General features: G+C 50.1%; 14 protein-coding genes, 5 tRNA genes, 6 rRNA genes and 1 pseudogene. 16 read left to right on the top strand and 10 right to left on the bottom strand.

The window, feature by feature from the left end; genetic code table 11:
- Positions 1-536: 536 nt before the first annotated feature.
- The 12 genes from VP504_RS10040 to VP504_RS09985 all read left to right on the top strand — a co-directional run bounded on the left by VP504_RS10040 (position 537) and on the right by VP504_RS09985 (position 12,074).
- Positions 537-2,089, top strand: a 16S ribosomal RNA gene (locus VP504_RS10040).
- Between the two features lie 62 nt (positions 2,090-2,151).
- Positions 2,152-2,227: transfer RNA gene (locus VP504_RS10035), tRNA-Glu, on the top strand.
- A 333-nt stretch (positions 2,228-2,560) separates the two neighbouring features.
- Positions 2,561-5,448, top strand: a 23S ribosomal RNA gene (locus VP504_RS10030).
- Positions 5,449-5,572: 124 nt separating this feature from the next.
- A 5S ribosomal RNA gene (gene rrf, locus VP504_RS10025) occupies positions 5,573-5,688 on the top strand.
- Between the two features lie 394 nt (positions 5,689-6,082).
- Positions 6,083-7,635: ribosomal RNA gene (locus VP504_RS10020) — 16S ribosomal RNA — on the top strand.
- Between the two features lie 87 nt (positions 7,636-7,722).
- A tRNA-Glu gene (locus tag VP504_RS10015) sits at positions 7,723-7,798 on the top strand.
- A gap of 2 nt (positions 7,799-7,800) precedes the next feature.
- A tRNA-Lys gene (locus VP504_RS10010) sits at positions 7,801-7,876 on the top strand.
- Between the two features lie 31 nt (positions 7,877-7,907).
- Positions 7,908-7,983 (top strand) — tRNA-Val (locus VP504_RS10005).
- Between the two features lie 7 nt (positions 7,984-7,990).
- Positions 7,991-8,066 (top strand) — tRNA-Ala (locus tag VP504_RS10000).
- Between the two features lie 348 nt (positions 8,067-8,414).
- Positions 8,415-11,302 (top strand): 23S ribosomal RNA (locus VP504_RS09995).
- A 124-nt stretch (positions 11,303-11,426) separates the two neighbouring features.
- A 5S ribosomal RNA gene (gene rrf, locus VP504_RS09990) occupies positions 11,427-11,542 on the top strand.
- Together the 16S, 23S and 5S rRNA genes with 5 tRNA genes alongside form the textbook arrangement of a ribosomal RNA operon.
- 193 nt (positions 11,543-11,735) lie before the next feature.
- Positions 11,736-12,074: a 50S ribosome-binding protein YggL gene (locus VP504_RS09985; RefSeq protein ID WP_325891044.1), complete on the top strand. Its 339-nt coding sequence runs from the start codon at positions 11,736-11,738 to the stop codon at positions 12,072-12,074.
- Positions 12,075-12,121: 47 nt separating this feature from the next.
- Here the strand turns inward: VP504_RS09985 and VP504_RS09980 are convergent, their stop codons facing one another.
- Positions 12,122-12,616: a GNAT family N-acetyltransferase gene (locus VP504_RS09980; RefSeq protein ID WP_325891043.1), complete on the bottom strand. Its 495-nt coding sequence runs from the start codon at positions 12,614-12,616 to the stop codon at positions 12,122-12,124.
- A gap of 89 nt (positions 12,617-12,705) precedes the next feature.
- Positions 12,706-13,734 (bottom strand): EF-P beta-lysylation protein EpmB, encoded by a 1,029-nt coding sequence (epmB, locus tag VP504_RS09975; protein WP_325891042.1) that lies wholly within the window; start codon positions 13,732-13,734, stop codon positions 12,706-12,708.
- A gap of 34 nt (positions 13,735-13,768) precedes the next feature.
- Here epmB and efp point away from each other — a divergent pair, with 34 nt between their 5' ends.
- Both efp and VP504_RS09965 read left to right on the top strand, forming a co-directional pair.
- Positions 13,769-14,335, top strand: a complete 567-nt coding sequence (gene efp, locus VP504_RS09970; protein WP_002535616.1) for an elongation factor P — start codon at positions 13,769-13,771, stop codon at positions 14,333-14,335.
- Positions 14,336-14,601: 266 nt separating this feature from the next.
- Positions 14,602-16,011, top strand: a complete 1,410-nt coding sequence (locus VP504_RS09965; protein WP_002535615.1) for an SPFH domain-containing protein — start codon at positions 14,602-14,604, stop codon at positions 16,009-16,011.
- A gap of 71 nt (positions 16,012-16,082) precedes the next feature.
- On the opposite strand, the gene frdD is transcribed toward VP504_RS09965, so the two are convergent.
- From frdD to frdA, 4 genes are read right to left on the bottom strand one after another with little or no spacing between them, the layout of a single operon-like run.
- Positions 16,083-16,445, bottom strand: a complete 363-nt coding sequence (gene frdD, locus VP504_RS09960) for a fumarate reductase subunit FrdD (RefSeq protein WP_325891041.1) — start codon at positions 16,443-16,445, stop codon at positions 16,083-16,085.
- Positions 16,446-16,469: 24 nt separating this feature from the next.
- Positions 16,470-16,853: a fumarate reductase subunit FrdC gene (gene frdC, locus VP504_RS09955; RefSeq protein WP_325891040.1), complete on the bottom strand. Its 384-nt coding sequence runs from the start codon at positions 16,851-16,853 to the stop codon at positions 16,470-16,472.
- A 2-nt stretch (positions 16,854-16,855) separates the two neighbouring features.
- Positions 16,856-17,611: a succinate dehydrogenase/fumarate reductase iron-sulfur subunit gene (locus tag VP504_RS09950; RefSeq protein WP_325891039.1), complete on the bottom strand. Its 756-nt coding sequence runs from the start codon at positions 17,609-17,611 to the stop codon at positions 16,856-16,858.
- Positions 17,611-19,422 (bottom strand): fumarate reductase (quinol) flavoprotein subunit, encoded by a 1,812-nt coding sequence (gene frdA, locus VP504_RS09945; RefSeq protein WP_325891038.1) that lies wholly within the window; start codon positions 19,420-19,422, stop codon positions 17,611-17,613. The genes VP504_RS09950 and frdA overlap by 1 nt, the downstream gene beginning before the upstream one ends.
- Before the next feature lie 461 nt (positions 19,423-19,883).
- On the opposite strand from frdA, the gene epmA reads away from it, so the two are divergent.
- Entirely contained in the window at positions 19,884-20,855 is a 972-nt protein-coding gene (gene epmA, locus VP504_RS09940; RefSeq protein WP_325894021.1) for an elongation factor P--(R)-beta-lysine ligase, read from the top strand.
- 54 nt (positions 20,856-20,909) lie between these two features.
- On the opposite strand, the gene VP504_RS09935 is transcribed toward epmA, so the two are convergent.
- The 4 genes and pseudogenes from VP504_RS09935 to rsgA all read right to left on the bottom strand — a co-directional run bounded on the left by VP504_RS09935 (position 20,910) and on the right by rsgA (position 24,575).
- Positions 20,910-21,800: a DMT family transporter gene (locus tag VP504_RS09935; RefSeq protein ID WP_325891037.1), complete on the bottom strand. Its 891-nt coding sequence runs from the start codon at positions 21,798-21,800 to the stop codon at positions 20,910-20,912.
- A gap of 99 nt (positions 21,801-21,899) precedes the next feature.
- Positions 21,900-22,378 (bottom strand): annotated as a pseudogene (locus tag VP504_RS09930) (SLC13 family permease); the annotation flags it as partial.
- A 119-nt stretch (positions 22,379-22,497) separates the two neighbouring features.
- On the bottom strand, positions 22,498-23,409 hold the full coding sequence (gene asd / locus VP504_RS09925; RefSeq protein ID WP_325891036.1) for an archaetidylserine decarboxylase: 912 nt from the start codon (positions 23,407-23,409) through the stop codon (positions 22,498-22,500).
- Between the two features lie 113 nt (positions 23,410-23,522).
- Positions 23,523-24,575 carry a small ribosomal subunit biogenesis GTPase RsgA gene (gene rsgA, locus VP504_RS09920; RefSeq protein ID WP_325891035.1) on the bottom strand — a complete coding sequence of 351 codons (1,053 nt, stop codon included), beginning with the start codon at positions 24,573-24,575 and terminating at the stop codon, positions 23,523-23,525.
- 78 nt (positions 24,576-24,653) lie between these two features.
- On the opposite strand from rsgA, the gene orn reads away from it, so the two are divergent.
- Positions 24,654-25,199 (top strand): oligoribonuclease, encoded by a 546-nt coding sequence (gene orn, locus VP504_RS09915; protein WP_325891034.1) that lies wholly within the window; start codon positions 24,654-24,656, stop codon positions 25,197-25,199.
- The last annotated feature ends 80 nt before the right edge of the window (positions 25,200-25,279 follow it).

Below are 25,279 nucleotides of genomic sequence, written 5' to 3'. Positions count from 1 at the left end.
TTAACGCATCCCGCGTATTTACTGGGCTAGCGACTTACACAAATGAGTCAAAAATAACCGTGCGGATTTCTCAGCTTGTGCTTTACTGAATAGTCTTGCGGTAAACAAAACAGTCATTGAAACGACATATTGTCGAAATCTGGATCGTGGCCTCTGATCCTGATCATCAAAGATCTGAAAAAATCTGTTCATCTTTTATACAAAAATACTGTTTTTGGGCGTTATTTGAACACTTGAACGCGAAAGTGTGATTATTTTCAAAAAACCACTTGCGCCAAATTTCGAAGTCCCTATACTGCGCCACATCGACACGGCAAGCGGCTCGCAGAGCAAGCTACCAAGTCAACGTTCTTTAACAATTTGACCTATGCAATCTGTGTGGGCACTCGTGATTGATAGACAAAAGATTTATCGATGTTTACTGAGTGACCAAACGAAATAACTTCGGTTATATCGGCACAGTCAATTCGTTTTGCTTCTGCTTTTTTAAAAAGCGGAGACAAAACAACAACAGTATTTCATCGAGCCAAAAACTTTAATTGAAGAGTTTGATCATGGCTCAGATTGAACGCTGGCGGCAGGCCTAACACATGCAAGTCGAGCGGCAGCGACAATAAAGATTCTTCGGATGATTTATTGGGCGGCGAGCGGCGGACGGGTGAGTAATGGCTGGGAACCTGCCTGGTAGAGGGGGATAACCACTGGAAACGGTGGCTAATACCGCATGATGTCTTTGGACCAAAGAGGGGGACCTTATGGCCTCTCGCTACCGGATGGGCCCAGTTGGGATTAGCTAGTTGGTGGGGTAAAGGCTCACCAAGGCGACGATCCCTAGCTGGTTTGAGAGGATGATCAGCCACACTGGAACTGAGACACGGTCCAGACTCCTACGGGAGGCAGCAGTGGGGAATATTGCACAATGGGCGCAAGCCTGATGCAGCCATGCCGCGTGTGTGAAGAAGGCCTTCGGGTTGTAAAGCACTTTCAGCCGTGAGGAAGGCATTGTACTTAATACGTGCAGTGTTTGACGTTAGCGGCAGAAGAAGCACCGGCTAACTCCGTGCCAGCAGCCGCGGTAATACGGAGGGTGCGAGCGTTAATCGGAATTACTGGGCGTAAAGCGCATGCAGGCGGTCTGTTAAGCAAGATGTGAAAGCCCCGGGCTTAACCTGGGAAAGTCATTTTGAACTGGCAGGCTAGAGTCTTGTAGAGGGGGGTAGAATTTCAGGTGTAGCGGTGAAATGCGTAGAGATCTGAAGGAATACCGGTGGCGAAGGCGGCCCCCTGGACAAAGACTGACGCTCAGATGCGAAAGCGTGGGGAGCAAACAGGATTAGATACCCTGGTAGTCCACGCCGTAAACGATGTCTACTTGGAGGCTGTAGTCTAGAACTGTGGCTTTCGGAGCTAACGCGTTAAGTAGACCGCCTGGGGAGTACGGTCGCAAGATTAAAACTCAAATGAATTGACGGGGGCCCGCACAAGCGGTGGAGCATGTGGTTTAATTCGATGCAACGCGAAGAACCTTACCTACTCTTGACATCCACAGAAGCCGGAAGAGATTCTGGTGTGCCTTCGGGAACTGTGAGACAGGTGCTGCATGGCTGTCGTCAGCTCGTGTTGTGAAATGTTGGGTTAAGTCCCGCAACGAGCGCAACCCTTATCCTTGTTTGCCAGCGAGTAATGTCGGGAACTCCAGGGAGACTGCCGGTGATAAACCGGAGGAAGGTGGGGACGACGTCAAGTCATCATGGCCCTTACGAGTAGGGCTACACACGTGCTACAATGGCATATACAGAGGGCAGCGAGGCAGCGATGTGAAGCGAATCCCAGAAAGTATGTCGTAGTCCGGATTGGAGTCTGCAACTCGACTCCATGAAGTCGGAATCGCTAGTAATCGTGGATCAGAATGCCACGGTGAATACGTTCCCGGGCCTTGTACACACCGCCCGTCACACCATGGGAGTGGGCTGCACCAGAAGTAGATAGCTTAACCTTCGGGAGGGCGTTTACCACGGTGTGGTTCATGACTGGGGTGAAGTCGTAACAAGGTAGCCCTAGGGGAACCTGGGGCTGGATCACCTCCTTAACGATACTATTGATGCCAGTGTCCACACAGATTGCTACGGTCGAAATGTAAAGAAACGATGTGTCCCATTCGTCTAGAGGCCTAGGACACCGCCCTTTCACGGCGGTAACAGGGGTTCGACTCCCCTATGGGACGCCACTTATTAAACGCATTCATTGAGTGTGATTAGAAAGTGGTGCTTCGAAAGAACATCGCATTGCTCTTTAAAAATCTGGAAAGCTGACTAAACAAACTGATTCAGTTTGTTTGTAAAAGTTCTCAAATGTTGATTCTTCGGAATTAACACCAAACACATTCAAATGTTCTTGGTTTCATCCTTCTTAGGAAGTGATGAACAATATTTGAGTCCGGCGAAATCGTTCATCGCTTTATGTTTCCGCTTTTTAAGAAAAAGCAGAGGCAAAAAGGGTGAACATGTTCTTATAAGAACACCTTGGTTGTTTAAACCTACGAAACCTCTTGGGGTTGTATGGTTAAGTGACTAAGCGTACACGGTGGATGCCTTGGCAGTCAGAGGCGATGAAGGACGTAGTAACTTGCGATAAGCCCAGATAAGGCAGTAACAGCCATTTGAATCTGGGATGTCCGAATGGGGAAACCCACTGGCATAAGCCAGTATCCCACACTGAATACATAGGTGTGTGGAGGCGAACTCGGGGAACTGAAACATCTAAGTACCCGAAGGAAAAGAAATCAATTGAGATTCCGGCAGTAGCGGCGAGCGACCCCGGATTAGCCCTTAAGCGTTTTATGAGTTAGTGGAAGCCTCTGGAAAGTGGCGCGATACAGGGTGATAGCCCCGTACACGACGGCTTGTTTAACGTGAAAACGAGTAGGACGGGACACGTGTTATCTTGTCTGAAGATGGGGGGACCATCCTCCAAGGCTAAATACTCCTGACTGACCGATAGTGAACCAGTACCGTGAGGGAAAGGCGAAAAGAACCCCTGTGAGGGGAGTGAAACAGAACCTGAAACCGTGTACGTACAAGCAGTGGGAGCCTACGTGTTAGGTGACTGCGTACCTTTTGTATAATGGGTCAGCGACTTACGTTATGTAGCAAGGTTAACCGCATAGGGGAGCCGTAGGGAAACCGAGTCTTAACTGGGCGAATGAGTTGCATGACGTAGACCCGAAACCGAGTGATCTAGCCATGGGCAGGTTGAAGATTGAGTAACATCAATTGGAGGACCGAACCGACTAATGTTGAAAAATTAGCGGATGACTTGTGGCTAGGGGTGAAAGGCCAATCAAACTCGGAGATAGCTGGTTCTCCCCGAAAGCTATTTAGGTAGCGCCTCGGACGAATACTACTGGGGGTAGAGCACTGTTAAGGCTAGGGGGTCATCCCGACTTACCAACCCTTTGCAAACTCCGAATACCAGTAAGTACTATCCGGGAGACACACGGCGGGTGCTAACGTCCGTCGTGGAGAGGGAAACAACCCAGACCGCCAGCTAAGGTCCCCAAGTTATCGCTAAGTGGGAAACGATGTGGGAAGGCTCAGACAGCCAGGATGTTGGCTTAGAAGCAGCCATCATTTAAAGAAAGCGTAATAGCTCACTGGTCGAGTCGGCCTGCGCGGAAGATGTAACGGGGCTAAGCGATACACCGAAGCTGCGGCAGATATTTATATCTGGGTAGGGGAGCGTTCTGTAAGCCGTAGAAGGTGGTCTGTAAGGGCTGCTGGAGGTATCAGAAGTGCGAATGCTGACATGAGTAACGACAAAGGGGGTGAAAAACCTCCTCGCCGGAAGACCAAGGGTTCCTGTCCAACGTTAATCGGGGCAGGGTAAGTCGGCCCCTAAGGCGAGGCCGAAAGGCGTAGTCGATGGGAAACGGGTTAATATTCCCGTACTGCTGATAACTGCGATGGGGGGACGGAGAAGGCTAGGTGGGCCTCGCGACGGTTGTCGAGGTTCAAGTGCGTAGGTGGGTGTCTTAGGCAAATCCGGGACGCCATACACTGAGACACGATGTCGAGTCACTACGGTGATGAAGTCATTGATGCCATGCTTCCGGGAAAAGCCTCTAAGCTTCAGGTTATCAGGAACCGTACCCCAAACCGACACAGGTGGTCGGGTAGAGAATACCAAGGCGCTTGAGAGAACTCGGGTGAAGGAACTAGGCAAAATGGTACCGTAACTTCGGGAGAAGGTACGCTGCCCATGGTGAAGTCCCTTGCGGATAGAGCTATTGAGAGTCGCAGATACCAGGTGGCTGCAACTGTTTATTAAAAACATAGCACTGTGCAAAATCGAAAGATGACGTATACGGTGTGACGCCTGCCCGGTGCCGGAAGGTTAATTGATGGGGTTAGACTTCGGTCGAAGCTCTTGATCGAAGCCCCGGTAAACGGCGGCCGTAACTATAACGGTCCTAAGGTAGCGAAATTCCTTGTCGGGTAAGTTCCGACCTGCACGAATGGCGTAATGATGGCCACGCTGTCTCCACCCGAGACTCAGTGAAATTGAAATCGCAGTGAAGATGCTGTGTACCCGCGGCTAGACGGAAAGACCCCGTGAACCTTTACTACAGCTTGGCACTGAACATTGAGCCTACATGTGTAGGATAGGTGGGAGGCTTTGAAACACAGACGCCAGTTTGTGTGGAGCCGACCTTGAAATACCACCCTTGTATGTTTGATGTTCTAACTTAGGTCCCTCATCGGGATTGAGGACAGTGCCTGGTGGGTAGTTTGACTGGGGCGGTCTCCTCCCAAAGCGTAACGGAGGAGCACGAAGGTGGGCTAATCACGGTCGGACATCGTGAGGTTAGTGCAATGGCATAAGCCCGCTTGACTGCGAGAATGACGGTTCGAGCAGGTGCGAAAGCAGGTCATAGTGATCCGGTGGTTCTGAATGGAAGGGCCATCGCTCAACGGATAAAAGGTACTCCGGGGATAACAGGCTGATACCGCCCAAGAGTTCATATCGACGGCGGTGTTTGGCACCTCGATGTCGGCTCATCACATCCTGGGGCTGAAGTCGGTCCCAAGGGTATGGCTGTTCGCCATTTAAAGTGGTACGCGAGCTGGGTTTAGAACGTCGTGAGACAGTTCGGTCCCTATCTGCCGTGGGCGTTGGATGATTGAGAGGGGCTGCTCCTAGTACGAGAGGACCGGAGTGGACGAACCTCTGGTGTTCGGGTTGTCACGCCAGTGGCATTGCCCGGTAGCTAAGTTCGGCATCGATAACCGCTGAAAGCATCTAAGCGGGAAGCGAGCCTCAAGATGAGTCATCCCTAGGACTTAAAGTCCTCTAAAGGGTTGTTGGAGACGACGACGTAGATAGGTCAGGTGTGTAAGCGCTGCGAGGCGTTGAGCTAACTGATACTAATTGCCCGTGAGGCTTAACCATACAACACCCAAGGGGTTTTGACGGACTCAGAGAGAACCTTGAATGTGTAAGAACGAGAATAACAAACAGCTTTCCAAGATTTTGGTTTTCACCTTTTTTAAAGGTGAAGACTTAGCAGAATTTGCTTGGCGACCATAGCGTTATGGACCCACCTGACTCCATGCCGAACTCAGTAGTGAAACGTAACAGCGCCGATGGTAGTGTGGGGTCTCCCCATGTGAGAGTAGGACATCGCCAGGCTTCCAATTTAGAGAAAGCCCGTTGAGTGCAACGGGCTTTTCTTTCGCTCCTCTGATTACAATGTGAGCGAAGTCAAAAAAAGATTTTTACTCTTCATCTTAGGATGAAAAAATATGAAAGTTTTTTCTTGACTCGATAGTAGAATCGCGTAAGATTCGCGGCCTTACTTGCTGAAGCGCAATGTGCTAAGGCCTTGAAAGTCAAAGTTCTTTAACAATTTGACCTATGCAATCTGTGTGGGCACTCGTGATTGATAGACAAAAGATTTATCGATGTTTACTGAGTGACCAAACGAAATAACTTCGGTTATATCGGCACAGTCAATTCGTTTTGCTTCTGCTTTTTTAAAAAGCGGAGACAAAACAACAACAGTATTTCATCGAGCCAAAAACTTTAATTGAAGAGTTTGATCATGGCTCAGATTGAACGCTGGCGGCAGGCCTAACACATGCAAGTCGAGCGGCAGCGACAATAAAGATTCTTCGGATGATTTATTGGGCGGCGAGCGGCGGACGGGTGAGTAATGGCTGGGAACCTGCCTGGTAGAGGGGGATAACCACTGGAAACGGTGGCTAATACCGCATGATGTCTTTGGACCAAAGAGGGGGACCTTATGGCCTCTCGCTACCGGATGGGCCCAGTTGGGATTAGCTAGTTGGTGGGGTAAAGGCTCACCAAGGCGACGATCCCTAGCTGGTTTGAGAGGATGATCAGCCACACTGGAACTGAGACACGGTCCAGACTCCTACGGGAGGCAGCAGTGGGGAATATTGCACAATGGGCGCAAGCCTGATGCAGCCATGCCGCGTGTGTGAAGAAGGCCTTCGGGTTGTAAAGCACTTTCAGCCGTGAGGAAGGCATTGTACTTAATACGTGCAGTGTTTGACGTTAGCGGCAGAAGAAGCACCGGCTAACTCCGTGCCAGCAGCCGCGGTAATACGGAGGGTGCGAGCGTTAATCGGAATTACTGGGCGTAAAGCGCATGCAGGCGGTCTGTTAAGCAAGATGTGAAAGCCCCGGGCTTAACCTGGGAAAGTCATTTTGAACTGGCAGGCTAGAGTCTTGTAGAGGGGGGTAGAATTTCAGGTGTAGCGGTGAAATGCGTAGAGATCTGAAGGAATACCGGTGGCGAAGGCGGCCCCCTGGACAAAGACTGACGCTCAGATGCGAAAGCGTGGGGAGCAAACAGGATTAGATACCCTGGTAGTCCACGCCGTAAACGATGTCTACTTGGAGGCTGTAGTCTAGAACTGTGGCTTTCGGAGCTAACGCGTTAAGTAGACCGCCTGGGGAGTACGGTCGCAAGATTAAAACTCAAATGAATTGACGGGGGCCCGCACAAGCGGTGGAGCATGTGGTTTAATTCGATGCAACGCGAAGAACCTTACCTACTCTTGACATCCACAGAAGCCGGAAGAGATTCTGGTGTGCCTTCGGGAACTGTGAGACAGGTGCTGCATGGCTGTCGTCAGCTCGTGTTGTGAAATGTTGGGTTAAGTCCCGCAACGAGCGCAACCCTTATCCTTGTTTGCCAGCGAGTAATGTCGGGAACTCCAGGGAGACTGCCGGTGATAAACCGGAGGAAGGTGGGGACGACGTCAAGTCATCATGGCCCTTACGAGTAGGGCTACACACGTGCTACAATGGCATATACAGAGGGCAGCGAGGCAGCGATGTGAAGCGAATCCCAGAAAGTATGTCGTAGTCCGGATTGGAGTCTGCAACTCGACTCCATGAAGTCGGAATCGCTAGTAATCGTGGATCAGAATGCCACGGTGAATACGTTCCCGGGCCTTGTACACACCGCCCGTCACACCATGGGAGTGGGCTGCACCAGAAGTAGATAGCTTAACCTTCGGGAGGGCGTTTACCACGGTGTGGTTCATGACTGGGGTGAAGTCGTAACAAGGTAGCCCTAGGGGAACCTGGGGCTGGATCACCTCCTTAACGATACTATTGATACCAGTGTCCACACAGATTGTATAGGTTGAAAAAGTAAAGAGTGGTTTGGCATCCCAATGCCAGACACTGTGCGTCCCATTCGTCTAGAGGCCTAGGACACCGCCCTTTCACGGCGGTAACAGGGGTTCGACTCCCCTATGGGACGCCACTGGGTCGTTAGCTCAGTTGGTAGAGCAGTTGACTTTTAATCAATTGGTCGCAGGTTCGAATCCTGCACGACCCACCATCTTCTTCCACAGAGGATGTAAAACTGATGTGGGCGATTAGCTCAGTTGGGAGAGCACCTCCCTTACAAGGAGGGGGTCACTGGTTCGAGCCCGGTATCGCCCACCATTCTTTCGGGGCTATAGCTCAGCTGGGAGAGCGCTTGATTTGCATTCAAGAGGTCTGCGGTTCGATCCCGCATAGCTCCACCACTCTTTAAGCACACTTCTCTTCGAACAGAGAATGGTGAGTGTTCTTAAAAAGTGGTTGTTCACTAGAACACATCACATGCTCTTTAAAAATCTGGAAAGCTGACTAAACAAACTGAAGTTTGTTTGTAAAAGTTCTCAAATGTTGATTCTTCGGAATTAACACCAAACACATTCAAGTGTTCTTGGTTTCATCCTTCTCCTGAAGTGATGAACAATATTTGAGTCCGGCGAAATCGTTCATCGCTTTATGTTTCCGCTTTTTAAGAAAAAGCAGAGGCAAAAAGGGTGAACATGTTCTTATAAGAACACCTTGGTTGTTTAAACCTGCGAAACCTCTTGGGGTTGTATGGTTAAGTGACTAAGCGTACACGGTGGATGCCTTGGCAGTCAGAGGCGATGAAGGACGTAGTAACTTGCGATAAGCCCAGATAAGGCAGTAACAGCCATTTGAATCTGGGATGTCCGAATGGGGAAACCCACTGGCATAAGCCAGTATCCCACACTGAATACATAGGTGTGTGGAGGCGAACTCGGGGAACTGAAACATCTAAGTACCCGAAGGAAAAGAAATCAATTGAGATTCCGGCAGTAGCGGCGAGCGACCCCGGATTAGCCCTTAAGCGTTTTATGAGTTAGTGGAAGCCTCTGGAAAGTGGCGCGATACAGGGTGATAGCCCCGTACACGACGGCTTGTTTAACGTGAAAACGAGTAGGACGGGACACGTGTTATCTTGTCTGAAGATGGGGGGACCATCCTCCAAGGCTAAATACTCCTGACTGACCGATAGTGAACCAGTACCGTGAGGGAAAGGCGAAAAGAACCCCTGTGAGGGGAGTGAAACAGAACCTGAAACCGTGTACGTACAAGCAGTGGGAGCCTACGTGTTAGGTGACTGCGTACCTTTTGTATAATGGGTCAGCGACTTACGTTATGTAGCAAGGTTAACCGCATAGGGGAGCCGTAGGGAAACCGAGTCTTAACTGGGCGAATGAGTTGCATGACGTAGACCCGAAACCGAGTGATCTAGCCATGGGCAGGTTGAAGATTGAGTAACATCAATTGGAGGACCGAACCGACTAATGTTGAAAAATTAGCGGATGACTTGTGGCTAGGGGTGAAAGGCCAATCAAACTCGGAGATAGCTGGTTCTCCCCGAAAGCTATTTAGGTAGCGCCTCGGACGAATACTACTGGGGGTAGAGCACTGTTAAGGCTAGGGGGTCATCCCGACTTACCAACCCTTTGCAAACTCCGAATACCAGTAAGTACTATCCGGGAGACACACGGCGGGTGCTAACGTCCGTCGTGGAGAGGGAAACAACCCAGACCGCCAGCTAAGGTCCCCAAGTTATCGCTAAGTGGGAAACGATGTGGGAAGGCTCAGACAGCCAGGATGTTGGCTTAGAAGCAGCCATCATTTAAAGAAAGCGTAATAGCTCACTGGTCGAGTCGGCCTGCGCGGAAGATGTAACGGGGCTAAGCGATACACCGAAGCTGCGGCAGATATTTATATCTGGGTAGGGGAGCGTTCTGTAAGCCGTAGAAGGTGGTCTGTAAGGGCTGCTGGAGGTATCAGAAGTGCGAATGCTGACATGAGTAACGACAAAGGGGGTGAAAAACCTCCTCGCCGGAAGACCAAGGGTTCCTGTCCAACGTTAATCGGGGCAGGGTAAGTCGGCCCCTAAGGCGAGGCCGAAAGGCGTAGTCGATGGGAAACGGGTTAATATTCCCGTACTGCTGATAACTGCGATGGGGGGACGGAGAAGGCTAGGTGGGCCTCGCGACGGTTGTCGAGGTTCAAGTGCGTAGGTGGGTGTCTTAGGCAAATCCGGGACGCTATACACTGAGACACGATGTCGAGTCACTACGGTGATGAAGTCATTGATGCCATGCTTCCGGGAAAAGCCTCTAAGCTTCAGGTTATCAGGAACCGTACCCCAAACCGACACAGGTGGTCGGGTAGAGAATACCAAGGCGCTTGAGAGAACTCGGGTGAAGGAACTAGGCAAAATGGTACCGTAACTTCGGGAGAAGGTACGCTGCCCATGGTGAAGTCCCTTGCGGATAGAGCTGAGGGCAGTCGCAGATACCAGGTGGCTGCAACTGTTTATTAAAAACATAGCACTGTGCAAAATCGAAAGATGACGTATACGGTGTGACGCCTGCCCGGTGCCGGAAGGTTAATTGATGGGGTTAGACTTCGGTCGAAGCTCTTGATCGAAGCCCCGGTAAACGGCGGCCGTAACTATAACGGTCCTAAGGTAGCGAAATTCCTTGTCGGGTAAGTTCCGACCTGCACGAATGGCGTAATGATGGCCACGCTGTCTCCACCCGAGACTCAGTGAAATTGAAATCGCAGTGAAGATGCTGTGTACCCGCGGCTAGACGGAAAGACCCCGTGAACCTTTACTACAGCTTGGCACTGAACATTGAGCCTACATGTGTAGGATAGGTGGGAGGCTTTGAAACACAGACGCCAGTTTGTGTGGAGCCGACCTTGAAATACCACCCTTGTATGTTTGATGTTCTAACTTAGGTCCCTCATCGGGATTGAGGACAGTGCCTGGTGGGTAGTTTGACTGGGGCGGTCTCCTCCCAAAGCGTAACGGAGGAGCACGAAGGTGGGCTAATCACGGTCGGACATCGTGAGGTTAGTGCAATGGCATAAGCCCGCTTGACTGCGAGAATGACGGTTCGAGCAGGTGCGAAAGCAGGTCATAGTGATCCGGTGGTTCTGAATGGAAGGGCCATCGCTCAACGGATAAAAGGTACTCCGGGGATAACAGGCTGATACCGCCCAAGAGTTCATATCGACGGCGGTGTTTGGCACCTCGATGTCGGCTCATCACATCCTGGGGCTGAAGTCGGTCCCAAGGGTATGGCTGTTCGCCATTTAAAGTGGTACGCGAGCTGGGTTTAGAACGTCGTGAGACAGTTCGGTCCCTATCTGCCGTGGGCGTTGGATGATTGAGAGGGGCTGCTCCTAGTACGAGAGGACCGGAGTGGACGAACCTCTGGTGTTCGGGTTGTCACGCCAGTGGCATTGCCCGGTAGCTAAGTTCGGCATCGATAACCGCTGAAAGCATCTAAGCGGGAAGCGAGCCTCAAGATGAGTCATCCCTAGGACTTAAAGTCCTCTAAAGGGTTGTTGGAGACGACGACGTAGATAGGTCAGGTGTGTAAGCGCTGCGAGGCGTTGAGCTAACTGATACTAATTGCCCGTGAGGCTTAACCATACAACACCCAAGGGGTTTTGACGGACTCAGAGAGAACCTTGAATGTGTAAGAACGAGAATAACAAACAGCTTTCCAAGATTTTGGTTTTCACCTTTTTTAAAGGTGAAGACTTAGCAGAATTTGCTTGGCGACCATAGCGTTATGGACCCACCTGACTCCATGCCGAACTCAGTAGTGAAACGTAACAGCGCCGATGGTAGTGTGGGGTCTCCCCATGTGAGAGTAGGACATCGCCAGGCTTCCAATTTTCTTTCACTTTTTGAAAAAGTGAAGACAAAAAGCAGAAGAAGCCCTGACCTGACAGTCAGGGCTTTTTACATCTGCATCCCTTTCCATATTTACCACCGCTCCCGTTTTTTAACCTTTGCTACCGACAACTCCTCGACTAGCTTCTACACTGTCAGCACTTGTTATCTGACAGGAACCTGAGCCATGCCATCACAACGTTCTAAGCGATTGAGAAAGAAACTGTATCTGGATGAATTTGCAGTTTTTGGCTTTGTGATCAGTCTGAAGCTGAATACGGAAAGTGATGAGGAGCTGGATGTTTTTATCGAGTCACTTGCTGATTTTGCTGAATCCCGACACCTGCTTGTTGGCGGTGGGGGTATGAGTAATATCGAGTTGGTTATAGGTTCCGCTCTCAGATATGGCTCTGCGACAGAGCAGGATAGGAAATCAATTAAGGAATGGATTGAAGAGCGTAATGAAGTGGAGTTGTTGGAGTTGGGACCGCTTGTCGATCTCCATCAACTGGAGTTTGTTGATTAATTAAAATAAGAGGATCCGGATGACCGGATCTCTATTGTCTTCTTGGATTATTGAGTGTTCAGGCGTGCCATAAAAAGCGCATCGACGTATTTCCCATTTCGAAACGCGTAATCAATCGCGACACCTTCCTGCCTAAAACGAAACTTTTGATACAAGGCAATGGCCGCTTCATTGTCACTATAAACAGTTAACTCGATTCGGCGCAGGTTCAGCCAGTTGTCCGCCAAGTCTATCATTGCAGTAAGCAATGCGCTGGCGACGCCTTTTCCAGTGTGGTCGTCATGCACTGCCATGCCAAATTGTCCGACATGACGTCTTCGCCCTTTATGGTTGGCTTCAAAGCCTAATTGGCCGACTATCTCACCATCCTCTTCTGCGACCAAGCAGTAAATGTCATCCGGTATATTATTGAGTCGCTTTTCCCACATCGTGAGCGATGGTAGTGGCATTTGCAGTGTACCAGCTTGTGCTTTCGGGCAGGCATAAAGTTGTTGAATGGCAGGAATATCGCGAGGCTCTACAGGACGAACAGTTACAGGCATAGTCACTCCTTAGGTAATGCCAGAGGGGCTTTTCATCATTGCTTGCAACTGACTGCTAAGCAAGCAGTTTTTTAGTTGGTGATTGCTTGCTAGTACCACTCAAGGTGAAGGTCTAGTGGTGTTTTACTATCGCGTCCGCCGATCTCGCGGGTCAGGCGTGGCACCATGTAGCCAGAGACCTCTTTGATAAGACCAGACATCAGCTTTTTGGCTTCGTCGTCGTCGATCAGAAAATGCGCAGCTCCTTTTACCTTATCCAGTACATGCAGATAATACGGCAAGATGCCTGCATCAAATAAGTTGTTGCTCAGATTTTTCAGTGCATCGACAGAATCATTCACGCCACGGAGCAGCACACCTTGGTTTAAGAGAGTAACGCCTGCTTGCTTCAGCGTTGCCATCGAAGCTCGAAGCTCGTCGTCAATCTCGTTAGCATGGTTAATATGCGTAACCAACACCACACCGAGCCTTGATGATTCAAGCATGTGAGTAAGTGCTAACGTCACTCGGGATGGAATAACGACAGGTAAACGTGTGTGGATACGAAGACGTTTGATATGCGATACAGACTCTATGGCTTCAATCAGCCATTGCAGTTCGTGATCTTTTGCCATCAGTGGGTCGCCACCTGAAAGGATGACTTCATCCACTTCTGGATGCAGCTGTAAGTACGTGATCGCTTCGCGCCAGACGTCTTTCCCGCCTTTGTTGTCTTCATACGGGAAATGGCGACGGAAACAATAGCGGCAATTAATCGCGCAGCCACCCTTAACAATCATCAGTACGCGGTTTTTGTATTTGTGCAGCAGGCCTGGAACCGTATTGTCCTGCTCTTCAAGTGGATCTGTGGTGAAACCACTGACTTCTTCGAACTCTTCAATCACTGGCAACACTTGACGAAGCAGAGGATCGTGTGGGTTACCTTTTTCCATACGATTGATGAAGCTTTGTGGCACACGCTGGGAAAATAGTTCGCGCGCGCTGAAGCCAGACGCCCAGGCGGAAGGCTCTATATCAAGCTGTTGCAGAAGCTTTTGAGGATCTGAGACAGCATTTGCCATTTCTTTGAGCCAGTTTTGCTCAACAGAAGGCGCGTTTCGGGTTATTATGTCCGGCATTTATGACAACTTCGAAGATGTTAAGAGGATAGACATGGCGTCTTTTAGCACCAATGAATTCCGCGGCGGAATGAAAATTATGCTCGATAACGAGCCTTGTGTCATTATCGAAAACGAGTTCGTTAAGCCAGGTAAAGGCCAAGCGTTCAACCGCGTGAAAATCCGCAAATTGCTTTCTGGCAAAGTGCTGGAGAAGACTTTCAAGTCTGGCGACTCTGTTGAAGCTGCTGACGTTATCGATATGGAACTGGACTACCTGTACACCGACGGTGAGTTCTGGCATTTCATGAACGCAGAATCATTTGAGCAAATCGCAGCTGACGAGAAAGCAGTAAGCGAAAACATCAAATGGCTGAAAGAGAACGATCGTTGTACTCTGACTCTGTGGAATGGCAACCCAATCGCAGTGACTCCACCAAACTTTGTTGAGCTGGAAGTGACTGAAACAGACCCAGGCCTGAAAGGCGATACTCAGGGTACCGGTGGTAAGCCAGCAACTCTGATCACTGGCGCAGTTGTGCGTGTACCTCTGTTCATCCAAATCGGCGAAGTGATCAAAGTTGACACTCGTTCGGGTGAATACGTAAGCCGCGTGAAGTAATTCATTACTTCTATGCTGAAAAGCGTCCTTCGGGGCGCTTTTTGCGTATCAGAGCCCCGTAAGTTCCAATTTATCTTCGCAAACATCCTTCTATCATTCCTTGTTGTTATATTTCGTTAAAACCGAATAAATAAGGCTAATGTTTCGAATATTCCTGTTATAAATTTTTTGTTACATTTATTCCCGCTGGTGATGATTAGTTATTCACTTTGGCCTAAAAGCCATACCGCTTTATTCATCAAGCAGCAAATAAGAAGGAAAAGAATATGGACACTAAAAATCTAGGACAGGGTTTAAAAATGGAAGAAAGACGTCAGTTGGCTAGAACAGGTCTAAAAGCAGCGATTATTGGTATACCGCTGCTCGGGTTAGGGCTGACAATTAATAGCTCAGTATTGATGACAGATGCAGGTTACACCTATGTTCATCAGAACAATATGACAGGTGAACTGGATGTGTTTACCGAGCCGGGTATTCACTTTCGGATGCCGTTTTTGTCGAAGATCACGCAGTACGATCAAGTGATCACTGTGTCATTCGGTAACAACGCAGGTGAAGATTTCTACCAGCGTCTGGATCCGGTGCAGGTGCGCTTTGCGGATACTTACATCGGCCAAATTCCGGTGACTTACCGCTTTAAGCTAAGCAACGATCCGGAAGCCGTGAAGAAAATGCACCGAGAATTTCGTAACAACAGCAACCTGATTGATGCTTTGTTGGTGAAAAACGCACGAAACGTCACGGTGATCACGGCAACCCAGTACACGGGAGAGGAGTTCTTCCAGGGCGGACTGAACCAATTCAAATCCAAACTGGGCGATCAGCTTCGTGAAGGGATCTATTTGACCGAACGTCGTCAGGTTGAAGTGGAAGAGTTGGATTTGGCACCTGTTGGTTTGGATCAATCTGATGCCAACAAGCTGCAACGCACCCAACAATTGGTCTGGAAAACCGTGCCTGTACGTGATGCAAGTGGTCAGCCAATCCGACAGGATAACCCGCTGCAGCAATATGGTATTCATGTCACTCAGGTCACCATCGGCGATCCGCAACCGGAGAAGCAGTTAGACCAATTGTTAGCTGATAAGAAACGACTGGTCGCGGATCGTATCCGTGCGATTCAGGAGCAGGAAACCTCGAAGGCGCAAGCAGAAACCGAGCAGCTTCGTAAAGAAATCCAACGTACCCGTGAAGTACAGGATGCACAGCGTACTAAAGAGCTGGCGGTGATTGCCCAACAAAAAGAGGTAGCGGTTGCGCAGCAAATTGCCAAACGTGAGATTGTTGAGGTAGAGAAAACCAAGCAATTGGCGGAAGTGGAGAAATCCAAAGAGCTGGCGATTGCCGAAGCCAACCTTGCGATTCAACAAGCTAACGCGAAGGCTGCGGAGTTCGAAGCTCTAGCGATTCTGGCTAAAGGTGAAGCGGAGGCGGCCATATTGAAAGCCAAGTATGATGCCTATGGTGCAAACCGCGACGTCTATCTGGCAGAGCTTAACCGAGATATTTCTACGTCGCTTTATCACAACCTGAAAGACTTCAAAGTTGAAGTGCCAAAGCATTACTTTGGTGGCGGTGATGGCGGAAAGATGACCACCAACCTTGATGTGATCACCGGGCTTGGCGCATTGGGAATGATGGAAAAAACCGAAGCTATGCAGAAAGTGCAGCAATAAAGGTCTATTTCAACAGAGCCTAGGTAAACAAAAAGGGAGCGAATGCTCCCTTTTTCTTGTTTTACTGGCTGTTAAATCATGAAAATGAAGATAACAGACAGGGCGTTGATCAGAAATGCCGTTGCGTAACAGGCGACTTTGCCTGCGGTGCCAGTGTGGAATTTTAGATCGTGCATACCATGGTGCAAGCGGTGCATTGCATGCCACATTGGTAGAGACAGAGTACCGATGGTGAACAGTGCGCCGATGAAGCTAGTGACAAAACCTGTCACGCGCTCGTAGCTCAATACTTCTGCATCCAGCATGCCCATTGGTGCCATAATGCCCAGAACCAGAATGGTCACAGGGGTGATCATTGCAAACCATGAACCACCTGCACCAAACAGACTCCACCATACCGGTTCGTCAGAACGTTTTGGATTCAAATCGACCACGTTAAATCTCCTCAGATGCCGGGGTTAGACCAGAAACAGAATGACAGCAGAAATCACCGCAACAGCAGCCCACTGCGTCAGGACGATCACTTTCTTATCCAGCAACTTTCCACCGATGCGGATAGGCATCACTTGCGGCATCATGCTGAAGAAAGTCTGTGCGTGGAAAAGGCTACCCGCGAGTGCCACGATGTTGATCGCGATAACCACTGGGTTTGCCATGAACGACAACCAGCCATTCCATGCCGCTTCGCCAACGACCAGACCGCCTAAACCGAAAGTCAGGCACAGGGTGAAGAAAATCAGCGGAAGCACAGTGGCTTCACGCACCATGTACATGCGGTAGAAAGGATGGTCTTTCCACCAGGTACGCTTCATTTCACGAACGTAAGGTTTACGGTTAGACATCCTTAAGCCTCCACTTTCTCAGAGCCACCTGGCTTGAGCATTGCGATCACGAAGTCTTGTGACGATGCGATCTTGCCTTGGTTTACCGCGCCTGCTGGATCAACGTTCTTCGGACACACTTCAGAGCAGTAACCCACAAAGGTACAACCCCAAGCGCCATTTTCACCGTTAATCAGCTTCATACGCTCAGCAGCACCGTTATCACGGCTGTCGAGGTTGTAGCGGTGTGCCAGTGTCAGTGCAGCTGGGCCAATGAACTCAGGGTTCAGACCAAACTGCGGACATGCCGCGTAACACAGACCGCAGTTGATGCAGCCAGCGAACTGTTTGTAGCGCGCCATTTGCTCAGGCGTCTGGTTGTTCGGGCCATGTTCCGGTGTGCGGTCATTACCAATGATGTACGGCTTGATGGCTTCAAGACGCTCGATGAACGGCGTCATGTCGACAATCAAATCTTTCTCGATAGGAAAATTCGCCAGTGGCTCGATGGTTACACCGTCTGGGTAATCACGCAGGAAGGCTTTACATGCCAGCTTTGGCACCTTGTTGACCATGATGCCGCACGAACCACAGATCGCCATGCGGCAAGACCAGCGGTAAGACAGATCTTTGTCCAGGTGATCTTTGATGTAACCCAACGCGTCCAGTACAGACATGGTTTCATCAAATGGCACGTCGAACGTTTGCAGACGTGGTTCGTCATCTTTCGATGGGTCGTAGCGAAGAATGCTGACTTTCTGAATGCGGTTTGCTGACATTATGCCTGCTCCTTCTCTGCTTTTTCAGCCTTCTTCGCTGCTGCTTCAGCTTCTTCTGCAGCGGCGCCGTAAAGACGTGCTTTTGGCTGAGACTTGGTGATTTTCACGTCACTGTATTTAATCGTTGGTGCACCTTCTGGGTTATAGAACGCCAGCGAGTGCTTCAGGAAGTTCTGGTCATCACGCTCAGTGCAGCCGTCATCTAAACGCTGGTGTGCACCACGGGATTCACGGCGAAGCACGGCGGAATGTGCCATGGCTTCAGCAACTTCCAGACCGTAGCCCACTTCAATCGCATACAGCAGGTCAGTGTTGAACACTTTGCCCTTGTCTTTGATGCTGATGCGCTTGTAACGCTCTTTCAGCTCAGCCAGTTTGTTGATTGTGTCTTGCATCAGCTCTTCGCGGCGGTAGATACCACAACCCGCTTCCATGGTATGACCCATTTCAGTGCGGATTTCCGCCCAGTTCTCATCGCCTTCTTGAGACATCAGCACATCGATGCGAGCTTTCACTGCTTCCATCTGATTTGCGATTTCAGCTTCGTCCCAGCTTTTGAATTCAGCGGCACGGTCAGCGGCACCTTTACCGGCTACGCGGCCAAAGACCACCAGTTCTGCCAGAGAGTTTGAGCCCAAACGGTTCGCGCCGTGCAGGCCGACAGAAGAACATTCACCCACTGCAAACAGACCCTTAATGCTGGTTTCAGTGCGGGAATCAGTTTCGATACCACCCATGGTGTAATGCACGGTAGGACGGATTGGGATTGGCTCTTTGGCTGGGTCGACATTCACGTATGCTTTTGCCAGCTCACAGATAAACGGCAGACGTTCCTTGAGGTACTCTTCACCCAGGTGGCGAAGGTCAAGGTGAACCACGTCACCCAGTGGGTGCTTGATGGTGTTGCCTTTTTGTTGCTCGTGCCAGAACGCTTGCGACACTTTGTCACGCGGGCCCAGTTCCATGTATTTGTTCTTTGGCTGGCCAACCGGAGTTTCCGGGCCCATGCCGTAATCTTGAAGGTAACGGTAGCCGTTCTTATTGACGATGATGCCGCCTTCACCGCGACAGCCTTCTGTCATCAGAATGCCGGTGCCTGGCAGGCCAGTTGGGTGATATTGAACGAACTCCATGTCGCGCAGTGCCACACCGTGACGGAAAGCCATCGCCATGCCGTCGCCAGTCACGATACCGCCGTTGGTGTTGCAGTTGTAAACACGACCCGCACCACCGGTTGCCAGTACGACAGATTTCGCTTTAATGCAGACCAGCTCCCCTTCCGCCATGTGAATGGCGATAAGGCCTTGTACTTCGTTGTCGACAACCAGCAGGTCAACGACGAAATACTCGTCGAGACGTTTGATTTGTGGGTATTTGATCGATGTCTGGAACAGGGTGTGCAGCATGTGGAAGCCGGTTTTATCAGCGGCAAACCAGGTGCGCTCAACCTTCATACCACCGAAGCGACGTACGTTTACATCACCGTTTTCCTTGCGGCTCCATGGGCAACCCCATTGCTCCAACTGAATCATTTCGCGAGTCGCGTTCTCTACGAAATATTCAACAACGTCCTGTTCACATAGCCAGTCACCACCGCCAACGGTATCGTTAAAGTGGTTGTCGAGACTATCCTCATCCTTGATGACAGCGGCGGAGCCACCTTCTGCGGCCACCGTGTGGGAACGCATTGGGTAAACTTTGGAAACCAAAGCGATTTCCAGCTCTGGGTTTGCTTCTGCAGCAGCAATTGCAGTACGAAGACCTGCACCGCCCGCGCCAATAACAGCGATATCTGTGGTAATGGTTTTCACAGCTATCCTCCGGAGGATTGTTAAAAATTTAAAGATGCTAACCGTGCATCTAACTCAAAAACTTTCCCCATCTTATTAAAGTTAAATCCCGTAAATTTTGACCTGAAAGGGTATTTGTTCCGAGTTTCTGCCTTCTAAAAAGCCAGAGCAGTAGATTTGTGACCCAGGTCGTTAGACAGGAAGAAATCACCTTGTTAAACAGAGGTTGCGCGTCGTTCTCTCTTGTTTCTGACACGTAAAATCTGTCATCGCCACACGCAATTTAACTCTCTCTTTTAAAAAGGAAAAATGGTGAAAATGAGAATGGTTATCGAAAGGAGTTTTGCGCTTTTATTGCGCTAATTTAGTCGCTTGAATGAAAGGGCAGAAAAGGCATTTCTGAGGCTGATAAAAGCACGGGTTTCTATCATGCCTCGCGAAAGCTAAAATGCCGCCAGTCATAATGAGATTGAGTGATAGCAATGACCCTTGAATGGCGTCCCACCGCAGAAATTGAAACCCTGAAAGCCAGAGCCAAACTGGTGAACGATATTCGCGGCTTTTTTGCCGAGCGTGATGTGCTGGAAGTGGACACGCCAGCCATGAGTCAGGCGACGGTGACGGATTTTCATCTGCATACCTTCAAGACGGAATTTGTTGGCCCAGGTTTCGCTAAGGGTATCCCGCTTTACATGATGACCAGCCCTGAGTTCCACATGAAACGCCTGCTGGCGGCGGGGAGTGGTGCTATCTACCAAATCAACAAAGCCTTTCGTAACGAAGAAGCAGGGCGAAACCACAACCCTGAGTTCACCATGTTGGAATGGTACCGTCCGGGCTTTGACCATCATGCATTGATGGATGAAATGGATGCTTTGCTTCAACTGATTCTGGGCGTTGTCGGTGCAGAGCGAATGACGTATCAGGAAGCGTTCATCAAGGTACTCGGTGTTTGCCCGCTAGAAGGCTCGATGGACGAGTTAAAGGCCGCAGCTGCATCACTCGGATTGTCTGATATCGCCGAGCCGGAAGAAGACCGCGATACCTTGCTGCAACTCTTATTCAGCGTTGGTGTTGAAGAGAAAATTGGCCAAACTGTTCCGGCTTTCGTTTACAACTTCCCGGCATCACAGGCGGCACTGGCGCGAGTGTGTGAAGACGATAGCCGCGTGGCGGCGCGCTTCGAGGTCTACTTTAAAGGTATTGAACTCGCGAACGGTTTCTATGAACTGGACAACGCCGACGAGCAATTGGCCCGTTTTGAAGAAGATAACCGCAAGCGCGAAAAGATGGGGCTGCAAGCCCAACCTATCGATCATCATTTGATTGAAGCGATTCGTCATGGCTTGCCGGATTGCGCAGGTGTTGCGTTGGGTATCGATCGTCTGATCATGCTGGCTTTAGACAAAACCCACATCGATGAGGTGATTGCTTTCCCGGTCGGGCGAGCTTAACCCCGCTCCAATAAAAAACGCCGCATCATGCGGCGTTTTTTATTGAGAATCCTATCAGCTACTGGTAACGATAAGACCAGCGCCAATAACAGTGAGCGCCGCACCTAACCAAGCGCTTGGTGCAGGGCGCACGCGGGTAAACAGCCAAATCAACGGCAGGATCATTACCGGTGTCGTGGAAGACAGTAGCGCGACCATGCCGACTTCACCCCATTTCAGCGCGTACATAATCAGGGTCATACCGACAGCCATTGCCAAAAAGCCGTTCACGACAACCATGCCGAAGATATGCCAGTTGATCGGGTTAACAGGTTGCGCGACACGTATCTGGAGGAAAATCAGTGTGCCGTGGGCAAGGAAGGCTGCAATCATCCGGATTGCGGAAGCGGCAATCGGATCTACACCTTGAGTTAAAACAGGCTTGGCAATGACCCCACCCAGCGACTGACAAAGCGCTGCGGTCAAACCCAGTCCGACAGCCACCCAGATATTGCCTTTAGTTTCTTCCCATTGGTGCGCATTACCGCTTTGACGGAAGAAAACGGCAATCATCACACCGGAAAACACCAGAATGGCACCGAACAGGCGGATCCCTTCTAGTGTTTCACCAAACAACCAAATACCTAGCAGGGCAGAAAAGACCGCATGACAGGAATACAAGAGGACAGAGCGTCGGGGGCCTATTCGGTTCATACAGCCAAACAGGGCGGTATCGCCGATAAAGATCCCGATAAGACCAGACAGTGCCATTGGCCAGAGAATATCGGATGAGACGGTTGCCCAGCCACCTGTAAGCAAGGCCAGTGTCGTCAGCATCACTGACACACATGCCATCCGCCAGCGGCTATAGGTAAAGCTGCCCAAATGACGCGCAGGCGTGACCGAAATCAGGCTAGAAATACCCCATAGGAAGGCAGCGCCGAGCGCGAGCCATTCGTAACTCAAGATGACACCTTTAACGTAAAAAACCGGAGGGAGCGCGAGTTTAGCTGCTGGAGCTTAGCGGGAAAAGTGGGTGTTTCACTTCCCCGCAATTAGCTGTGATCAGTTTAGGATAAGTAGAGCGGTGTAGACAATCACAAGGCCAGCCAGACCCAAGATAGTGCCGACTTTCGCCATGTCTTCACTTTCAATGAGCCCTGTGGAGTAAGGCAGACTGTTTGGCGGTGTTGATACAGGAAGTATCATCCCGAGAGATGCAGAGAAGGCAACGACGACAAGAAGCCCCTGAATGTTGCCGACAGAAACAAGGCTGTCCATCGACATTGCAACCGCTGCGGCAATTGGCATCAGGAGGTTTGCGGTGACAGTGTTGGACATGAAATTCGCCATTAGCCAGCAAATCATAGAGAGCGTTCGCACCACGGCGAGTGGTGATAAGGCATCGTAATCCACGGCATGAGACAGCGCAGCGTCAGCCCGGTCTTATCGATCGCCAAACCAATCGCGATACCGCCCGCTACCAGCCAAAGCACATCCCAGTTGATGAGTTTCAGCTCTTCCTTGTCCATGATGCCGCTCAGTACGAGCTAAAGGATACGTAGTGGCAGAGAAAATACTCTGTGTCTGGATAAACTTTGGGCACAAAAAAGGGCATAGCTGCCCTTTTCGTTACAAATCACAGCTTGTGTTACCAGTATGCTTATTCGGCGGTTTGCGCTTCGTTGCCTTCTGTCTGAGCCGATGCTTCAACACTGTTCCGGCGTGCGTAAACCTCACCCATGCGGGTTGGTTTGCCAGGAATGATGGCGTCATCAAAGGTGATGGCGTCTTTCGGGAACAGGTTGATCACGGTTGAACCCAGCTTGAAGCGACCCATCTCTTCGCCTTTTTTCAGCGTGATGGCTTGCTCGCCTTCTGCTGGGTAATCCCAGCGGCGGATGCTTTGACCAGTAGGAGGTGTAACTGTGCCTGACCAAACCGTTTCAATGCTGCCGACAATGGTCGCGCCAACCAGAATGTGCGCCATTGGACCGAAAGCGGTATCGAAGATACATACCACGCGCTCATTACGTGCGAACAGGTTAGGGACATTTTCTGCGGTCAGCGGGTTGACGGAGAACAGGTCGCCCGGTACGTAAATCATCTGGCGCAGTGTGCCGTCACATGGCATGTGAACACGATGGTAATCACGTGGTGACAGGTACAGCGTAGCGAAGTCGCCATCAGTAAATTCTTCTGCCAGCTTGGCGTCGCCGCCCAGCAGCTCACAGGCATCAAAGGTATGGCCTTTCGCCTGAATCAGACGGCCTTTTTCAATTGGGCCAGCTTGGCTCACACATGCATCGGCAGGGTGGGCAATCACGTTTGCTTCGTCATTCAGAGGGCGTGCGCCGTCTTTTAATTCACGGACGAAGAAGTCATTAAAGGTTGGATAGCTTTTCGGATCTGAGTTCTTAGCTTCGTTCATTTCCACCTTGTACTGGCGGATAAACCACTTGATCACAGCCGTTGTCAGAAAGCCGGCTTTAGCTGCTGCCAGTTTGCCAACAAGTCGGGTCAGCAGGTGTTTTGGCATGCAGTACTGCAGGCCAATTTTTAAATCGTTAGACACGGTTATATTCCTAACTCGTATGCGCCCGAGAACGGGCCTGGAATTTAAAAAGCGGCCTAGTTTACAAAATTAACAGGCCGCTAACCAGTTGATGTGTAGTTGAGCGAAACGGATCAGTTTTCTTTGTTGCGTGAAAACTGACGGTTTGCCTTCATCTCAGACATGCTGTCGATGATTTTATGGTAGCTCTCGAAACGCTCTGCACTGACTTTGCCATCTTCTACTGCTTCTCGCAGCAAGCAGCCTGGATCATCTTTGTGTTTGCAGTCGCGGAACTTACAGCCACCGAGGAATTTGCGGAATTCTTTAAAGCCTTGTGTCACCTGTTCAGGCTCTAAATGCCAAAGACCGAACTCTCGCACCCCTGGGCTATCAATCAGATCTCCACCATCAGGGAAGTGGTACAAACGCGCTGTCGTTGTGGTGTGTTGGCCAAGCCCTGAGTTTTCAGAAACTTCACCGATGTCGGCATTTACTTCAGGAAGCAGGGCATTCACTAGGCTGGATTTGCCTACGCCAGATTGACCCACGAAAATACTGGTGCCATCAGCTAAACGTGCCTTTAGCTCGTCAACGCCTTCACCGTTCTTCTGGCTAACCATCAACACTTCGTAGCCAATTTCGGCATATAAAGCGAGGAAATTCTTAACCATTTCAAGGCCTTCATCGTCCAACAAATCAATCTTGTTGATCACGATAAGGGGTTTGAAACCAACCTGTTCGGTGGCGATAAGGTAACGGTCTATAATGTTCGTAGACAATTCGGGTAATATCGCGGAAACGATCACCACCTGATCAATATTGGCCGCGACTGGTTTGACGCCGTCATAGTAATCAGGACGGGTAAGCACTGAGTGGCGTTCATGAGCAGCTTCCACAACGCCAGCGATACCTTGCAGTGTTTCCACACCTGGACGCCAGATGACTTTGTCCCCGGTCACCAAGCTTTCGATAGAGCGGCGAAGGTTGCAACGGTGGATGATGCCAGTTTGAGTATCTTCGATGTCAGCGTGCTGACCGAAACGGGTGATCACCACCCCTTCACGGGCAGACTCAAGCAGAGATTCGTCCCATTGGACCTCTTCTTGCTGGCGATCGATGCGTTTTTTTTGATTTGTGCGTACTCGGCGTAACTGGCCTTTTGTGAGCTTTTTCTTTTTTGCCACGAGAATGTCGCTAGTTTAGTTGGCTTTCATGTCAGGCTAAGTATGATACATGGTTTACTTGCAAAATAGGCAATTTGGATGTCTTTCAGCGATAAGAATTTAATCTGGATTGATCTTGAAATGACAGGGCTTGACCCAGAAGTACACAAAGTCATTGAGATCGCTACCGTTGTAACAGATGCTGAGCTTAATGTATTAGCTGAAGGGCCTGTGCTCGCCATTCATCAGTCTGATCAAGAACTGGCGAAAATGGATGAGTGGTGTACCAATACGCACACCCACAGTGGGCTGGTGGATCGCGTGAAAGCCAGCTCTGTAAGCGAAACAGACGCGATCAAACAGACGATCGCCTTCCTGCAAGACTGGGTGCCAGCGGGTGTGTCGCCAATCTGTGGCAACAGTGTTGGACAGGATCGCCGATTCCTTTACAAACACATGCCTGATCTAGAACGCTTTTTCCATTACCGCACTGTCGATGTCAGCACGATCAAAGAGTTGGTTCGTCGTTGGGAACCAGGGGTATTATCAGGATTCCAAAAGCAGGGCACGCATCTGGCTCTTGATGATATTCGTGAGTCTATTGAAGAGCTTCGCTATTATCGGAGCAAGATCTTTACGATCTGACTGCAAAATAACCGATACGAAGAAAAATCAAAAATTCTGTATTCAGAGTATTGCATCCGTGATTTTTCTTCGTATAATTC

The sequence above is a fragment of the Grimontia sp. NTOU-MAR1 genome, from assembly GCF_035758505.1.
Lineage (GTDB): Bacteria > Pseudomonadota > Gammaproteobacteria > Enterobacterales > Vibrionaceae > Enterovibrio > Enterovibrio marinus.
Note: the sequence above shows the minus strand (reverse complement) of the source record. Positions and strands in the feature narration are given on the sequence as shown.

Excerpts from the sequence above, each read along its gene's own strand:
- VP504_RS09985 (WP_325891044.1), top strand. The coding sequence starts at position 11,736 with ATGCCATCACAACGTTCTAAGCGATTGAGAAAGAAACTGTATCTGGAT.
- VP504_RS09980 (WP_325891043.1), bottom strand. The coding sequence starts at position 12,616 with ATGCCTGTAACTGTTCGTCCTGTAGAGCCTCGCGATATTCCTGCCATT.
- epmB (WP_325891042.1), bottom strand. The coding sequence starts at position 13,734 with ATGCCGGACATAATAACCCGAAACGCGCCTTCTGTTGAGCAAAACTGG.
- efp (WP_002535616.1), top strand. The coding sequence starts at position 13,769 with ATGGCGTCTTTTAGCACCAATGAATTCCGCGGCGGAATGAAAATTATG.
- VP504_RS09965 (WP_002535615.1), top strand. The coding sequence starts at position 14,602 with ATGGACACTAAAAATCTAGGACAGGGTTTAAAAATGGAAGAAAGACGT.
- frdC (WP_325891040.1), bottom strand. The coding sequence starts at position 16,853 with ATGTCTAACCGTAAACCTTACGTTCGTGAAATGAAGCGTACCTGGTGG.
- VP504_RS09950 (WP_325891039.1), bottom strand. The coding sequence starts at position 17,611 with ATGTCAGCAAACCGCATTCAGAAAGTCAGCATTCTTCGCTACGACCCA.
- epmA (WP_325894021.1), top strand. The coding sequence starts at position 19,884 with ATGACCCTTGAATGGCGTCCCACCGCAGAAATTGAAACCCTGAAAGCC.
- orn (WP_325891034.1), top strand. The coding sequence starts at position 24,654 with ATGTCTTTCAGCGATAAGAATTTAATCTGGATTGATCTTGAAATGACA.